This is a genomic window from Ilumatobacter nonamiensis YM16-303, assembly GCF_000350145.1.
GTDB classification, from domain to species: domain Bacteria; phylum Actinomycetota; class Acidimicrobiia; order Acidimicrobiales; family Ilumatobacteraceae; genus Ilumatobacter_A; species Ilumatobacter_A nonamiensis.
Map to the genome: position 1 here is coordinate 1 of NZ_BAOL01000237.1, position 13,996 is coordinate 13,996.

Consider the following 13,996-nt stretch of genomic DNA (forward strand, 5'->3'; position numbering starts at 1 on the left):
CCGAGGACGCGTTCGCCGATGATGTTGCGCTGGACCTCGTCGGAGCCACCGGCGATGCGGTAGCCGGGCGCGCCGAGCAGGTGCTCGCCCCATGCGTACGTGCCCCATTCGCCGGTGTCGGCGATCAGCCTCGCTCCGAGAACGGCCGACACGGTGTCGGACATCGAGTTCATCCCCTCGGTCCACAACAGCTTGCCGAGCGATCCCTCCGGCCCCGGCGTCCCCGACTTCGCGAGATCCGCTGCGCGCCGGTTCGTGAGCGACTCGATCCGACCGTGGATGTACTGCTGCACGAGCCGATCCCGCACGACCGGGTCACCGATTGCTCCGGTGTATTCGGCGGTGGCGAGCAATTTCGTCCAATTGCCGCCCGAGCTCGATCCGTCGCCACCCGATTCGGAATGGTCACGTTCGAAACCGAGCGTGGTCATCGCGACGAGCCAGCCCTGGCCGACATCGCCGATTCGCAGGTCGTCGGGAATCCGCACGTCGCTGAAGAACACCTCGCAGAACGACGAGCCACCCGACATCTGGGTGATCGGTCGCACCTCGACCCCCGGCGCATCGAGCGGCAACATGAATGCGGTCAGGCCCTTGTGCTTCACCTCGTCGGGGTCGGTCCGCGCGATCAGCTCACCCCACTCGCTGAACTGCGCGCCCGAACTCCACACCTTCTGACCGTTGATCACCCACTCGTCGCCGTCGCGTTCGGCGCGGCACGACAGGCCGGCGAGGTCGGAACCGGCGCCAGGCTCGCTGAACAGCTGGCACGCGTACAGGTCTGTCCGGAGCAGGTCGCCGACGAATCGTTCCTTCAACGTGTCGGATCCCATCGCATCGATCGTCGGTGCGATCAGTCCGGTGGTCACACCGATCAATTCGTGTCGACCCGGCGAGGCGTACTCGCGCTCGAGCCGACCATATGCCCGTGCGTGCTTCCGACTCAGGCCCAGACCGCCGACCGATGCGGGACCGGTGATCGCGTGGTACCCACGCTCGGACTTCTTCTTGATCCAGTCGGAGATCCCATCGATGTACGCGGACTCCTCGTCGAAGGTCATGTTGTGGAAGACCGCGACGTCGAAATCGCCCTCACCCCACACGAAGTCCCCCCGGCGGTCGGTGCGCTTCTCGGCGTTCTCATCGAGCCACGCACGCGCCTCGGCAATGAAGTCGTCGACGGTGATGTCGGGGTCGACGCGTGGTCGTTGCTGCGTGTCGGTCACGGCGCCGACGATACTGAACCCGTGTTCGGAAAGTCTCAGCCGGGCGGGCTGACGCCGGTGATGTCAGCCAGGACGCCCCACGCCGGATACCGTCCATCGACATGGTTGACCACGACGCGAGTGCGATCCCGCCCGACGACGCGATCGACATCGACGTCCCGCTCCGTGCGAGCCACGCAGCCACCGTGCGGCTGTTGATCGCTTCGCTCGGCGCGGACGCCGGGTTCTCGATCGACGAGATCGACGACCTCAAGCTCGCCGTGTCCGAGGTGTTCACGCTGCTCACGGAGAACGCTCCGGCCGACGGCAACCACCGAGCTCGTCTGCGACTGCTGATCGAGGGTCCGTCGTTCGTGATCGAACTGCGCGACGACCGATCACCCGCGCCGATCGAGCTCGATCCGCTCTCGGCCACGATCCTGGCCTCGGTCACCGACGAACATCAGGTCGACGTCCACGGAGTCCGCCTCGTCAAGCGGCTCGCCGAGTCCACGGTTTGATCCCGACCGCCACGGTTCGATCCCGGTGAGTTCGATTCCATGACCGACGATCTCGACGACCTCGAGCTGTTCCGGCAGTTCAGCGCGTCCGGCAGCCGATCGCTCCGCAACCAGTTGGTGGAGCGCCACATGGGTCTCGCCGCGCACATCTCCCAGCGCTACGGGCGCAGCGGTCGGCCCGACGACGACCTGCGTCAGGTCGCGATGGTCGGTCTCGTGAAGGCGGTCGATCGTTTCGATCCGGAGTACGGCGCGTCGTTCTCGGCGTTCGCCGGTCGGACGATCGAGGGCGAACTGAAACGCCACTTCCGCGACAAGTCGTGGACGGTGAAGGTGCCGCGCAGCGCCAAGGAGTTGCACCTGCTCGTCCGCCGCGCCGCTGGTGAACTGGAGCAACGGCACGGTTCCTCGCCGTCGGTCGACGAGATCGCCGCGTACCTCGAGATCGACCGCGACGACGTCCTCCGCGGCCTCGCGGCCACCGCGGCCTCGTCGGTCGGAACGATCGACACCGGGATGGACGGCGACGACACAGGCACCGATCGGCAGGCGGCGCTCGCTGCTGACGACGACTCGTTCGAACACTCCGAGAACCAGCAGATCATCGCGGACCTCCTGACGGAACTGGCGCCGCGCGAGCGCGAGATCGTCCGGCTGCGCTTCTTCGAGGAGAAGTCCCAACAGGAGATCGCCGACGTCGTCGGAGTGTCACAGATGCACGTCAGTCGCCTCCTGAAGCGGTCGTTCGAGCGCATGCGTGAAGTGATGGTCGCCGACCCGACATCGGCCGACCCGTCAGCGTGAACGCGGTCACGTCCGGTTTGGGTGATCCCTCGCCGGGTACGACCGGCACATGAGCAACGAGACCAAGAACTCCACCACCGTCCCCGCCCTCGACGAGAACGCTGCCACCGAGGCGATCGACCTGATGCAGAAGCGTCTGGCATCCCTCATCGATCTCCAGCTCACCCTCAAGCACGTTCACTGGAACGTGGTCGGCATGAACTTCATCGCCGTTCACGAGATGCTCGACCCGCAGGTCGACGCCGTCCGCCTGATGACCGACGCGGTCGCCGAACGGATCGCGACCCTGGGAGGCGAGCCCAAGGGGACGCCCGGAGCCGTGACGAAGACGCGCTCATGGGACGATTACGCGCTGAATCGTGCGCCGACCGTTCAGCACCTCGTCGAGCTCGACAAGGTGTACGACGGCGTGGCGGCCGACCATCGCGCCGCGATCGCGACATTCGCGGAGCTCGACCCGGTCACCGAGGATCTGTTCATCGGACACCTCGCCCAGCTGGAACTCTTCCAGTGGTTCGTGCGCGCGCACCTCAAGGACTCCGACGGCGACATCATGCACCGCCGCACCGACGCCTGACCCCGTCTCGCGCCGTATGATGCGTCGTGCTCTCCGACCCGGATCACGATCTTCAGGCCGACAACGATCGACTGCGCTCGGCACTGCGCCGCGAGCGGCGTGCCCGCCGGCACCGTCTGGAGATCAACAAGTTGGCCGCCGTCACCAGCGGCGAGGTCACACTCCGCGGAGTGGCCGAGGTCTTTGCCAGCGGCGCGAGTGACATCTTCTCGGCCGGTTGGGTCATGGTCGGCTATCCCGTCGAGGACGACAAGGTCCAGTTGATCCATGGCCCGGCCGTTCCGGCACCGATCCAGCAGGACTGGGACGTCGTGTCGATCGACGTCGAGGTTCCGATGTGTGACGTGCTGCGCGGCGACCTCGAGCGTTGCGACCTGACGTCGGTGGACGACTTCAGCCCGTGGCCGATCATGGTCGCCGAGTCCGACCGTGCGGAGATGGCCAGCCTGGTCGTCGAACCGATCCCCGGCGACGTGCTGCCCGCTGCCGTCATCGGCCTCGGTTGGGACCATCCCCACACGATGGACGACGACGATCGCGAACTGCTTCACGAACTCGCCACGGTTGCCGCTCCGGCTTTCCGGAGGGCGAACGCAACCGAGAGCGACCACCGCGTCGCCTCCACCTTGCAGTCGTGGTTGCTCCCGCGGGACCTGCCCCAGGTCGACGGGCTCACCGTGTCGACGATCTACGAGCCGGGCAAGGACGAGTTGGAAGTCGGTGGCGACTGGTACGACGTGGCGATCATCGACGAGCGTTGCACGGCGATCGTGGTGGGCGATGTCGTGGGCCATGACGTCCGGGCAGCTGCCGAGATGGGCCAGATCCGTCACGTGCTGTCCAGCAACCTCGCCCGGTCGGGCGACGCGGCGGAGAGCCTGGCCCTCACCGATCACTACTTTCACGGTCGATCCAGCGACACGATGGCCACGGCGCTCGCGATGGTCTACGACGCGTCGACCCGCACACTCGAGATCGCGTCGGCCGGCCACCTGCCGCCGATCGTGGTCGAGCCCGGCACGGCCGCGCGCACACTCGACTGCGGTCTCGGGCCACCGATCGGCAGCGGGCTGGGTGGGTACACATCGCTCGTGCGCCCGTTCCCGGCCCGCGCGGTGATCATCGGATTCACCGACGGAATGATCGAACGCCGCGACGCCCCGATCGATCAGTGCATCGCAGAGTTCTGCGTCATGGTCGACCAGGTGCTCGCCACGAACACGGTCGATCATGCCGTGCGCGCGCTGACCGCGCTCGTGCGCGCGCGGGCAGCCCAGACGGTCGAGAGCGACGACGCGGCTGCCGTCATCCTGCAATCCCACTGACTTTTCGCGTCGTTCACCCGATCGGGTGATGTCCTCACCCATGCGCGAGATGGACGAATCTGGTACTAGATTCACGTTGGATATGTCCGACGCTCTGCCTCGTCTCACCGTCTCGGTCCAGGATTCCGATGTCGTCGTCTCCGGCGACATCGACGCACACACCTGTCCCGACCTGACCGCAGTCCTTGAACCGTTGCCCGGCGATGGTGACGTTCGGGTCGACACGTCGTCGGTCGGTTTCATGGATTCGAGCGGGCTGCGCGTCCTGATCAGTGCCCACCAGGCTGCCGAGGCGTCGGGTCGTCGGCTCGTCATCGACCGACCGAGCAGCCCGGTGATCCGGTTGATCGAGGTCAGCGGCCTCAGCGACCACCTCCACGTCGAGGGGAACGAGTAGTTCCCCGCCCGATGTTTGTCAGGTCGGACGGTGGGAACGCTTCCGGGGATGGACGAGTCCGGAGACACGATGAGCGGTGGGCACGAACTCACTGTTGCGTCTGACCCCGCCATGATCGCCACCCTTCGACACCGGGTGGGGGACCTCGCTCGCGACTCAGGCGCCGACGACGAACTCGTCGCCGACCTCGAACTCGCCGTCAGCGAACTGGCGACGAACGTCCTCCAGCACAGCGACTCGTCCACGATCCACCTGGTGCTGCGGCGCGAGCCCTCACAATGGATCCTCGATGTCGATCACGCCGATGACCTGGACGAGATCGACCGGACGCTGCCGGACCCGACGGCGTTGACCGGTCGAGGTCTGTTCATCGTCCAGTCCGTGATGGACGACGTCGAAATCGTGAACGATGCGGGCCATCGTCGGGTCCGCTGCGCCAAGCGCGTCAGCTGAAATCCACAATTGTCCGTCGGTGGGTTTGTTTCGGTTCGAGGCGGGAACGCTCCCGATCATGAACATTCCCTCCACATCCACCGTCACCAAGTCCGTCACGGGGGTCGTCGACTCACTTCCGGTCGAGCGGATCACGTCGATCGATGTTCCCGACCTGGACGACGTGCTCTCGGACACGTCCGACTTCGTCGTCGAATCGGCCGAGGTGATCGGCGCTCAGGGAACCCGGGCCGCGCGCGCCGCATGGCGGAACCGCAGGACCGTTCTCACTGCGATCATCCTCGCGCTCGCCGTGGTCGGCGCGGTCACCCTCCTGAAGCGGCGCGCCGACTCCGGCGACGAGCCCGAGATCGCCTGATCCGATCCGAATGTCCGTTGGTGCCACGCACCAACGGACATTTTCGCGTCAGGTCTTGGGTTGGAGACCGAGTCGACCTGCTGCGAGGGCGGCTTGCGTGCGGTTGGACACCGCGAGCTTCGTGAACACCTTCCGGACGTGCGTCTTGATCGTGTCGACCGAAAGGTAGAGCTCGTCCGCGATCTCACGGTTCGTCGCGCCACGAGCCAGGAGTGCGAGCACCTCGCGCTCGCGTTCGGTGAGCGTCGGGCCGACGTCGGCCGGGTTCGTCGGATCGACGCCGACCGGGTCGCCGCGGTGCACGCGTTCGAGCGCCTCGACGAGTTCCTCGCCGCTCGCGCTCTTCATGATCACACCGTCCACCGCGGCTGTCTCGACCGCCGCGGCGAACGTCGCCGGGAGGTCCCAGGTGTACAGGACGACCTTCCCGACCGATCCCATGTCGCCGATCTCCGCGACCCGTTCGAGTGAACGGCGCCGACTCGCGAAGGTGTCGAAGAGCACGATGTCGGCCGACGCGTCGGGCAGGCCGCCGGCCTCGACCTCCACCACCACGACGCGCTCGGAGAACGGGCTGAGCATTGCCGCCAGTCCGTGCACGACGACTTCGTAGTCGTTGACGATCGACACCCGAAGCGGACTGTTCTCGGCACGGGACATGAATGGACGCTTCCCTCCATGGGGACCGGGCAAACGTCGCGCGGGCCCTCGCCGACGGCCGGTCAGTCGTCGTCGGGCTCGGCGTCGGGGGGCGTACCCCAGTGCAGAGTGCGCTGTGGGAACGGGATGGTGATCCCGGCATCGGCGAGCGCCAGGTCGATCGCCAGCCCGACCTCGCTGCGCGTTCTCCAGAACGTGGCGATCGACGGTTCGTGCCAGTACCGCACCACGAAGTCGATGCTCGAGTCACCGAACCCGGTGAACAGCACCTCGGGGTCGGGCACGTCGCGAACGCCATCGACCGACGTGACCGCTCCGTCGAGCACCTCTCGGGTGAGCGCCAGGTCGGTCCCGTACGCGACACCGACCTCGAGCGAGGTACGACGACCGCCGAGCGTCGTGTAGTTGTTGATGTCGGCCGCGATCACCGTCGCCGACGGGATCATGACCGTCTCACCGTCCGGGGTGTCGATCGTGACGAGGCGCGAGTCGATCGCTCGGATCGTGCCCTCGTGCCCGTCGATCTCGACCTGATCACCGTAGGTGAACGGCCGCTTCATCTGGAGCAGGATGCCGGCGATGAAGTTCTGGAGGATGTCCTGGAAGGCGAACGCCAGAGCGATACCGAAGATGCCGAGCGCACCGAGCACGACACCGACATCGAGGCCGAGCGATTCGAACGTGTACACGACTCCGATCAGGATCACGACGTAGCCGACCAGGCGACCGATGAGCACCGCCAGCGCTGCGTCCATCCGCTTGCGAAGCGTCCGTTCGACCAGCCACTTGAGCACCCGGGACAGGATGACGGCGACGAGGAACGTGATTCCCGCCTGCCCCCAGTCCCACGCGGTCAGGCCCTCGTCCGGCTGAAAGGCGCGCGCAATGGCTTCGGTATCGGTCTCGGTGTCCTGCTCGGCGCGGAGGATCATCATGAGATCATCGTTCCCCACCATGCCACCCCGCCGGGGCGGTTGCGTCACCGCGGCTTTCGTCCTCAGCCACGAGACGATGATTCCCCGAACCGGAGCCGACCAAACCGTGCCGGGTCGCGGCGGATCCGTCCCGGAATGTCCCTGCGCGTGCCAACGCAGTCACTCCCTGATCGCGATCGCGACTGCGCACGCGACGATCCACGCGTCGGCCGTGGTGAGGCCGATTCGCTGGAAGAGCCCGGTCGGCGCACCGAGCAGGCTGGCCGCGAGGGCCACGGTCGAGACCGCGCCGGCGGCCACACCGGCCGCGGCCAACCGTTGCGCGCCGCGTTCGAAGAGCCGGGGTGCCGCCAGCAAGGGAGTGGCCGAGACGGCGAGGTAGCCGATCCCCGCGAACAGACCGTGAAGGCGATCGACGGTCGACGAGCGGTCGAGGGGGGCACACGCGACGAGCACGGTTGCGCCCGCTGCGACGGCGGCGGCCATCGCCGCTGGGCCACCGACGTCGCGCCGCAATGCGAGCGCGAACGCACCCACGCCGAGACCGAACCCGACGAATCCGATCGTCATCAGTGGCCGAGTCGAGGCGTCGACCGCGGCGAGTCGACTGATCGGATCCTCGATCGACGAGTACCCGGAGCCCGCGATCGCTGCGCCGCCGACCCACGCCGCGACGAAGATGCTCGGGCCGATCGCGCCGCCCAGCGCCAACCTGCGCGTGCGCACGCTCGACAGCACGTCAGGCGGTGGTGTCGACAGCGGCAATCGGGGCGGAGGTCGGCTGGTCACTGCCGCCGGCCGGCTCGACCGTGATCCCGAGCAGCCGCTCGTCCGGGTCGGCGCCGGCGAACGCGAACAACACGCTGCCGTCGTCCTCGGGCACGAACACGCCGACCGATTCGGCCTGACCGGCGTCGTCGATCGTCCACAGCTGATACGTCTCGGCATCGGTCAAGGAGTCGACGTCAGTCCCTTCGAGCACCAACGCGTCGACCTCGGGCGAGTAGACCGCGCGCAGCGGGCCCGACAGCTCGCCATCGAACTCCCACACGTCGGCATCGGGCGCCTCGATCACCTCGGCAACCAGGTCACCGCCATCGCCACCGTCGTCGTTGATCATGACCACACCGGCGACCGCCAGCAGCGCCACCGCGGCGGCCGCAGCCATCGGGATCCAGCGCGAACGCCGACGCTCGCGCTCGATGCCGAGATCGGCCACCGGTCGGGGGGCGGGCGGTGTGGGTACGTCGGTGGCCACGATCGGGGTGTCGACCGCCGCCATCACACGGTCCTTCAGTCCGGCTGGCGGCTGTGCGGTGTTGACCGCTTGGATCTGCGCGGCGACGTCGAGGTCCGCATCGAGTTCGCTCTGGAGTCCGACATCGGCGGCCAACGCGGCGTCGAGTTCACGCTCGTCCGCGTCGGTCAGTTCCCCCAGCGCGGCGAGCGCCAGGAGTTCGTCGAGTCGCTCGTCGTGCGACTGCCGATCATTCATCGCTCGACCTCCATTCCACTCGATCCCAATTCCGCTCGAAGTCGTCGGAGTCCACCTCGGACGCGACCCTTCACGGTACCCAGCGGAAGGTTCAGGCGATCGGCGATCGCACCGTGCGCGCACCCGTCGATGAATGCGAGCTGAATCACCTCGCGCTGATCGTCGGGCAAGCCGGCAACGGCGAGGCGGACCCGCTGCGCCTCGGCGGTCGCCACCACTTCGTCGTCGACGCCGACTTCCTCGTTGCGGTCGTCCTGAGCAGCCAGCGCCTCGATCCGGTTGCGTTGTGACTGTTCGCGTCGGACGCGGTCGACCGCGCGGCGTCGAGCGATCGTCACCGTCCATGTCGACAGCGATGCGCGGTCCGGATCGAACTTGGCGATCGAACTCCAGATCTCGACGAAGACCTCCTGGGTGACCTCCTCCGACATCGCCGGGTCACGCAGGACACGCTTGACGACACCGAAAACCATCGGGGCCAGTTCGTCGTAGATGGATGCGAACGCCTCGCGGTCGCCTTCGACGACGCGGTCGACGAGCGCTGAGAGTTCGAGCTTCGACGCCATGGTGGTCCGAAGATCGTACCCATGCGCACGAGTACACAAACCGACCCTGGTTCGATGAGTCGGATTCTCCAGCAGGACGCTCATCGGCGTCTCACGAACTCTGCGAACGTCAGCGCGGTGACACGACTGACGATCGGCAGCTTGTCGAAGTCGGTCCACTCGGGCGCATCGAGCAGGACGACACCGGGGTCCGACGGATTCGCCTCGACGATCAGGCGGATGCTCGGTTGTCGCAGGATCGCCTGGACCGGAAGCGCGACCGGACACGGAGGTTCGCCGTGTACGACGACGACGTCTGCCCGCGACGACAATCGGATCCGGGCGAGCACATCGACGAGCGCGATCGACGGTCGACCGTTGTCGATCCCGGTCGTCAGACCGATCAATTCCGCCACGGTCAGTGATCCGCCGGCATCGACGTGCCCATCGACGTGCAGCGGAGTCTCACCCGTGGGTGCACTGTCGTCAGCCGAGTCCATGTCCGTGGTTCGCACGCCGGCCGCATCTGGATCACTGCGCCGACACACGGTCGTACCCGACGAGGGGAGATCTCCGCGACCGGCCCGAACCGAGGTCCGGCCGTTAGTTTCGGGAAATGAATGGGAACGTCGACACGCCGGCCGAACAACGACTCGGAGCCGTGCTCGAGCCGGTCATCGGACAGGTCTACTTCTCTCCCGAATGCCATGCGGGCTACGCCGCGCTGGGCTTCTCGCCGTCAGAGCGCACGGCGGGCGAGGTCGCCCTGCCGGACGGTCCTGCCTACTTCACGAGCCGGGGATCGTTGCTCGGCCAGGTGCGCGGTGAGGTCGTCGCCGCAGCTTTCGGCGTCTTCAATCCTGCGGCCGTGGTGCCCTCGGTCGAGTACGGCTGGACGCTCACCGACGCCGACACGATCTGTGCCGCGCGCGATGCCGGAGCACTCGCCCAACTCGAGCGAATCCTCGGTGACGACCCACCAGGCCGTGATCGCATCGAGGCACTGCTGCGACGTGCGACCGACGGTCTTCCGATCGGAGGCCGGCCCCTCGCCGCCGGCGTGAGCGCTCTGGCAGCGCCGGATCATCCGCTCGGAGTCGTCTGGCGCTGCGGTGACCTGCTGCGCGAGTTCCGCGGTGACAGCCACACGGCGGCCTGGATCGATGCCGGCCTCGACGCCGTGGAGATCGGACTGCTCACGGAGCTGTCGTGGGGGCTTCCGTTGCGGAGCTACACCCGCACTCGGGCATGGACCGACGACGATTTCGAGCGCGCCGAGGAGCGGCTCCGTTCGCTCGGTCTGATCACCGAAGACGGCGCGTTCACGTCCGACGGCCGGGACCGGCGCGACGCGATCGAGCAGGCGACCGACGCGCAGATGCGTCCCGTCGTCCGTGCGCTGGGCGCCGACCTGGACGAACTCATCGGACTGTTGGCACCGTGGGGCCAGGAGATCCGCCGGGCGTCCGGCTACCTCGCCGCCGGCCCCCACGACCTCGCTGCGGGCAAGCGCTGATCACCGCGTCGCACGGTGGCCGGGCGCGTTTGCGACACTGGTCGCATGGCCAAGCTCTCACCTCGTTCCGGACCGACCGCGACGACCACGTCGGGACCGATTCGCGGGACGACATCGTCACACGGTCGGATCGCGCTGTTTCGCGGAATCCCGTACGCGGCTCCTCCCGTCGGTGACCTGCGGTGGCGACCACCGCAGCCGGTGGAACCGTGGTCGAAGGTCCGGTCGTGCAGGAAGTTCGGGCCTGCCGCGCACCAGCGCGCCGCTGGGTTCGAACATTTCTTCGACGCGCTGACGCGCGGTCTCGGACTCGGCGCGGCGCGTCAGAAGGCCCTCGCGACCGCCATCAAACTCGCGCCGACGAAACAGAACGAGGATTGTTTGACGCTCAACGTCCGCGCCCCGCGTCACGCGACCGGACTCCCGGTGATGGTGTGGATCCACGGCGGCGACCACACCGACGGAAGTGGTTCCGAACCGATGTACCAGAGCGACGTGCTGCCCGAACGCGGCTGCGTCCTGGTCACGATCAACTACCGGCTCGGCATGTTCGGCTTCCTCGCGCACCCCGAACTGTCCGCTGAATCACCCGACGGGGTGTCCGGCAACTACGGGCTCCTCGACCAGATCGCGGCCCTCGAATGGGTCCGGGACAACATCGAAGCCTTCGGCGGAGACCCCGCCAACGTCACGATCTTCGGCGAGTCCGCCGGCGGCGAGGCGGTGCTCAACCTCATGACGGCACCGACCGCACGCGGGCTGTTCCACCAGGCGATCGCGCAGAGCCCGAGCGACAGTGGTCGCTGGCTGCACCTGAACACCCGGATGCTCGATTTCGAGCCCGCCGTCGACACCGGAATGCGTTTCGCTCAGCTGGCGACAGGCGATCAGGCGGGGTCGATCGAGGCATTGCGCGCGATCGATGCCTCGGAGCTGTCGACGCTGTACTCGGAGAATCCTCAGCTCGGTCGCTCGTTCTACCCGTGCGTCGACGGAGTGGTCCTGCCGACCACGCCGATGACGGCGTTCAGCCGCGGCGCACAGGCACCGGTCCCCCTGGTCATCGGCTACAACGCCGACGAGGGTTCGCTGTTCGGCGACGTGATGCACCCGGCAGGAGCCGAGTTCGAGGCACCCGAGGACGGCAGCCCGGTTCCTCCCGGCGAGCTGCGCGCGACGTTCGAACGGTCGTACCCGACGCCGGAGCACGTCGATCGGCTGTACGCCGCCTATCCGGGGCTCGAGGTCGGACAGCTCTCGGCGGTCGAGACTCACTGTTGCGACCACATGTTCGGGGTCCACGTCGACCATGCGTCGCGATGCCACGCCTCCCAGGGGCATCCCGTCTACCGCTACCACTTCCGGGCACTGCCCGCGTCGGCGAAGCAGACCCTCGGCGCCTTCCACGCCGCGGAGGTGCTGTACGTGTTCGACACGAAGTTCCCCCTGGTGCCGGCCGCGCCCGACGCGCACCTGACCGCGCGCGACATGGGAGACCGGTGGTTCGCGTTCGCGGCGACGGGCGTGCCCGACTCACCCGGGCGGGTGGACTGGCCCACGTACGATCCCGCGCCGGCGGGAAGTGAGGCGGATGGACCTCGTCGGATGGTGTTCGACCGTCCCGACTCCGACGTCCAGGACTGCCCGTCCGAGACCGGATTGGACCTCATGCGCGAGCGGGTCGCCTGGCTCGACGAGCAGAGTCTCGCCGCGACGCAGGGGGTCAGTGCGGCGGCGCGATGATGATGTCGACGTCGTCGGGGACCATCGGATCCGCGCTGCTGACCGGCTCGGAACCGTGGAAGTACGCGTCGGTCAGCCACTCCTCGAACTCCTCGTCGATCATCGCCGGATCATCGACGTTGACGACGTGGTGGAACTTGTTGCCGTAGTCCGAGACCTTGCGCGACATCCGTCCCGACTCCACGTGACGGCGGAGCGTGAACCCGACCGCGACCCACTTCTTCTTCACGTCGAGGATGCAGAACGTCGGTCCGTTCTTGAACAGCACCTTGCCGTCGAGTGGGTCGACGATCAACGTGCCGTCGTCGGCCTCCCGGTCCACGGCAACCAGGTGGTCGCGGACACGACGGAAGATCGGCGCGACAAAATCCGGCGACGACGCCAGGAACTCCCGCTCGGTCAGGCCCGGCTGGCACATGTGACCCTGTCCGACGGAACCGAACCGGCGCCTGCAGTCGGGGCACTTCCACGAACTCATGACATCACCTCATTGCTGCGGTTCAGGTCGTGATGTCGATGTCGAAGATCTGCCTGAAGCGTTCGATGTACTCGGTGTCGTCCTCGATCGCCCCGAGCTCGAGCCAATCGGCATCACTGATCCGGTCGTGCCGTTCCGCCATCTGTTCACCGCCCCAGCTGACCGGATAGCGCAGCTTCGGCGTGTCGGTCGTGATCGCGTGCTCGATGACCTGTCCGACCTCGAACGGGTCGGTCGCGTTCGCCATCCCCGCGGCGTAGAACTGGAACATCCGTCGGTAGTGGGTCTCGTAGGCGTCGGACGAATTCGGCGCATCGATGTTCTTCGCGAAGATCGCTGACTTCGTCACCCCCGGCTCGACGATGGCCACCCGGATGCCGAACGGCGCGAGTTCCTGCGCGAGTCCCTCACTCAGTCCCTCGAGCGCCCACTTCGAAGCGACGTACGGCGACTGCGCGAGTGCCGCGATCCGCCCGGCGACCGAGGTGATGTTGACGATCGTTCCGCTGCCGCGTTCGCGCATCTGCGGCAACACGGACTGGATGCAACGGGTCGCGCCGCACAGGTTGACGTTCATCACGTCCATGTAGAGGTCCGACGGGCACTCCTCGACGACCGCGTTGCCGCCGACTCCGGCGTTGTTGATCAGGTGGTCGATGCGTCCGGTGCGCTTCATGATCTCGTCGAAGCCGGTCGCGACCGACTCGTCGTCGGCGACGTCGGCCACCACGAGGTCGACCTCGACACCGGCGTCGGTCGCCATCGCGTTCAGCTTCTCCGCCTTGTCGAGCGAGCGAACCGTGCCCACGACATGGTGCCCGGTACCGGCCAGGTGGATCGACGTCGCCCTCCCGATCCCGGAGTTGGCACCGGTGACCACGGTGACGGGTTGATCTGCGGACGGTGTGGACCCCATCCCGTCACCCTACGACGCGCCCCCCACCAGCACCTTCTCGTGATCTGTTCCGGCGCTCCGTGCGCGAA

18 protein-coding genes are annotated in these 13,996 nt (G+C 67.2%); 9 read left to right on the forward strand and 9 right to left on the reverse strand.

Annotated features, from left to right (window positions below; genetic code table 11):
• On the reverse strand, positions 1-1,226 hold a 1,226-nt coding region (locus ON45_RS18315; RefSeq protein ID WP_040495854.1), incomplete at its 3' end, for an acyl-CoA dehydrogenase family protein.
• 101 nt (positions 1,227-1,327) lie between these two features.
• Here ON45_RS18315 and ON45_RS18320 point away from each other — a divergent pair.
• From ON45_RS18320 to ON45_RS18350, 7 genes are all read left to right on the forward strand, one after another.
• The gene (locus tag ON45_RS18320) at positions 1,328-1,726 is read left to right on the forward strand and encodes an ATP-binding protein (protein ID WP_040495856.1); all 399 of its coding nucleotides are present in this window, start codon (positions 1,328-1,330) and stop codon (positions 1,724-1,726) included.
• 39 nt (positions 1,727-1,765) lie between these two features.
• Positions 1,766-2,530 carry a SigB/SigF/SigG family RNA polymerase sigma factor gene (locus ON45_RS18325; RefSeq protein ID WP_040495858.1) on the forward strand — a complete coding sequence of 255 codons (765 nt, stop codon included), beginning with the start codon at positions 1,766-1,768 and terminating at the stop codon, positions 2,528-2,530.
• Between the two features lie 49 nt (positions 2,531-2,579).
• Positions 2,580-3,107, forward strand: coding sequence for a Dps family protein (locus tag ON45_RS18330; RefSeq protein ID WP_040495860.1), 528 nt, complete (start codon positions 2,580-2,582; stop codon positions 3,105-3,107).
• A gap of 26 nt (positions 3,108-3,133) precedes the next feature.
• Positions 3,134-4,432 (forward strand): PP2C family protein-serine/threonine phosphatase, encoded by a 1,299-nt coding sequence (locus ON45_RS18335; protein WP_040495862.1) that lies wholly within the window; start codon positions 3,134-3,136, stop codon positions 4,430-4,432.
• Positions 4,433-4,514: 82 nt separating this feature from the next.
• Entirely contained in the window at positions 4,515-4,829 is a 315-nt protein-coding gene (locus ON45_RS18340; protein ID WP_040495864.1) for an STAS domain-containing protein, read from the forward strand.
• 48 nt (positions 4,830-4,877) lie between these two features.
• Complete coding sequence (locus tag ON45_RS18345; protein WP_040495866.1) at positions 4,878-5,282, forward strand: ATP-binding protein; 405 nt, start codon at positions 4,878-4,880, stop codon at positions 5,280-5,282.
• A gap of 58 nt (positions 5,283-5,340) precedes the next feature.
• Entirely contained in the window at positions 5,341-5,640 is a 300-nt protein-coding gene (locus tag ON45_RS18350; protein WP_148288767.1) for a hypothetical protein, read from the forward strand.
• A 48-nt stretch (positions 5,641-5,688) separates the two neighbouring features.
• On the opposite strand, the gene ON45_RS18355 is transcribed toward ON45_RS18350, so the two are convergent.
• The 6 genes from ON45_RS18355 to ON45_RS18380 all read right to left on the reverse strand — a co-directional run bounded on the left by ON45_RS18355 (position 5,689) and on the right by ON45_RS18380 (position 9,775).
• Positions 5,689-6,300: a response regulator transcription factor gene (locus ON45_RS18355; RefSeq protein WP_051063347.1), complete on the reverse strand. Its 612-nt coding sequence runs from the start codon at positions 6,298-6,300 to the stop codon at positions 5,689-5,691.
• A gap of 62 nt (positions 6,301-6,362) precedes the next feature.
• A complete protein-coding gene (locus ON45_RS18360) occupies positions 6,363-7,235 on the reverse strand; it encodes a mechanosensitive ion channel family protein (RefSeq protein WP_158412508.1) in 873 nt (290 codons plus the stop codon).
• 159 nt (positions 7,236-7,394) lie between these two features.
• Complete coding sequence (locus tag ON45_RS18365) at positions 7,395-7,961, reverse strand: DUF998 domain-containing protein (RefSeq protein WP_158412510.1); 567 nt, start codon at positions 7,959-7,961, stop codon at positions 7,395-7,397.
• 13 nt (positions 7,962-7,974) lie between these two features.
• Positions 7,975-8,730 (reverse strand): anti-sigma factor, encoded by a 756-nt coding sequence (locus ON45_RS18370; RefSeq protein ID WP_040495870.1) that lies wholly within the window; start codon positions 8,728-8,730, stop codon positions 7,975-7,977.
• Positions 8,727-9,296, reverse strand: coding sequence for a sigma-70 family RNA polymerase sigma factor (locus tag ON45_RS18375; RefSeq protein WP_040495871.1), 570 nt, complete (start codon positions 9,294-9,296; stop codon positions 8,727-8,729). The genes ON45_RS18370 and ON45_RS18375 overlap by 4 nt, the downstream gene beginning before the upstream one ends.
• 80 nt (positions 9,297-9,376) lie before the next feature.
• The gene (locus ON45_RS18380) at positions 9,377-9,775 is read right to left on the reverse strand and encodes a hypothetical protein (RefSeq protein ID WP_148288769.1); all 399 of its coding nucleotides are present in this window, start codon (positions 9,773-9,775) and stop codon (positions 9,377-9,379) included.
• Positions 9,776-9,891: 116 nt separating this feature from the next.
• Here ON45_RS18380 and ON45_RS18385 point away from each other — a divergent pair, with 116 nt between their 5' ends.
• Together ON45_RS18385 and ON45_RS18390 are read left to right on the forward strand one after the other, a co-directional pair.
• A complete protein-coding gene (locus ON45_RS18385; protein WP_040495873.1) occupies positions 9,892-10,791 on the forward strand; it encodes an SCO6745 family protein in 900 nt (299 codons plus the stop codon).
• A gap of 45 nt (positions 10,792-10,836) precedes the next feature.
• Positions 10,837-12,534, forward strand: coding sequence for a carboxylesterase/lipase family protein (locus tag ON45_RS18390; protein ID WP_051063349.1), 1,698 nt, complete (start codon positions 10,837-10,839; stop codon positions 12,532-12,534).
• On the opposite strand, the gene ON45_RS18395 is transcribed toward ON45_RS18390, so the two are convergent.
• Together ON45_RS18395 and ON45_RS18400 are read right to left on the reverse strand one after the other, a co-directional pair.
• On the reverse strand, positions 12,515-13,012 hold the full coding sequence (locus ON45_RS18395) for a DUF5655 domain-containing protein (protein WP_040495874.1): 498 nt from the start codon (positions 13,010-13,012) through the stop codon (positions 12,515-12,517). The genes ON45_RS18390 and ON45_RS18395 overlap by 20 nt on opposite strands.
• Positions 13,013-13,034: 22 nt before the next feature.
• On the reverse strand, positions 13,035-13,928 hold the full coding sequence (locus ON45_RS18400; protein WP_040495875.1) for an SDR family oxidoreductase: 894 nt from the start codon (positions 13,926-13,928) through the stop codon (positions 13,035-13,037).
• Positions 13,929-13,996 lie beyond the last annotated feature (68 nt).

Excerpts from the sequence above, each read along its gene's own strand:
- ON45_RS18340 (WP_040495864.1), top strand. The coding sequence starts at position 4,515 with ATGTCCGACGCTCTGCCTCGTCTCACCGTCTCGGTCCAGGATTCCGAT.
- ON45_RS18360 (WP_158412508.1), bottom strand. The coding sequence starts at position 7,235 with ATGATGATCCTCCGCGCCGAGCAGGACACCGAGACCGATACCGAAGCC.
- ON45_RS18355 (WP_051063347.1), bottom strand. The coding sequence starts at position 6,300 with ATGTCCCGTGCCGAGAACAGTCCGCTTCGGGTGTCGATCGTCAACGAC.
- ON45_RS18375 (WP_040495871.1), bottom strand. The coding sequence starts at position 9,296 with ATGGCGTCGAAGCTCGAACTCTCAGCGCTCGTCGACCGCGTCGTCGAA.
- ON45_RS18350 (WP_148288767.1), top strand. The coding sequence starts at position 5,341 with ATGAACATTCCCTCCACATCCACCGTCACCAAGTCCGTCACGGGGGTC.
- ON45_RS18320 (WP_040495856.1), top strand. The coding sequence starts at position 1,328 with ATGGTTGACCACGACGCGAGTGCGATCCCGCCCGACGACGCGATCGAC.
- ON45_RS18385 (WP_040495873.1), top strand. The coding sequence starts at position 9,892 with ATGAATGGGAACGTCGACACGCCGGCCGAACAACGACTCGGAGCCGTG.
- ON45_RS18345 (WP_040495866.1), top strand. The coding sequence starts at position 4,878 with ATGGACGAGTCCGGAGACACGATGAGCGGTGGGCACGAACTCACTGTT.
- ON45_RS18325 (WP_040495858.1), top strand. The coding sequence starts at position 1,766 with ATGACCGACGATCTCGACGACCTCGAGCTGTTCCGGCAGTTCAGCGCG.
- ON45_RS18395 (WP_040495874.1), bottom strand. The coding sequence starts at position 13,012 with ATGAGTTCGTGGAAGTGCCCCGACTGCAGGCGCCGGTTCGGTTCCGTC.
- ON45_RS18380 (WP_148288769.1), bottom strand. The coding sequence starts at position 9,775 with ATGGACTCGGCTGACGACAGTGCACCCACGGGTGAGACTCCGCTGCAC.
- ON45_RS18390 (WP_051063349.1), top strand. The coding sequence starts at position 10,837 with ATGGCCAAGCTCTCACCTCGTTCCGGACCGACCGCGACGACCACGTCG.
- ON45_RS18370 (WP_040495870.1), bottom strand. The coding sequence starts at position 8,730 with ATGAATGATCGGCAGTCGCACGACGAGCGACTCGACGAACTCCTGGCG.
- ON45_RS18400 (WP_040495875.1), bottom strand. The coding sequence starts at position 13,928 with ATGGGGTCCACACCGTCCGCAGATCAACCCGTCACCGTGGTCACCGGT.
- ON45_RS18330 (WP_040495860.1), top strand. The coding sequence starts at position 2,580 with ATGAGCAACGAGACCAAGAACTCCACCACCGTCCCCGCCCTCGACGAG.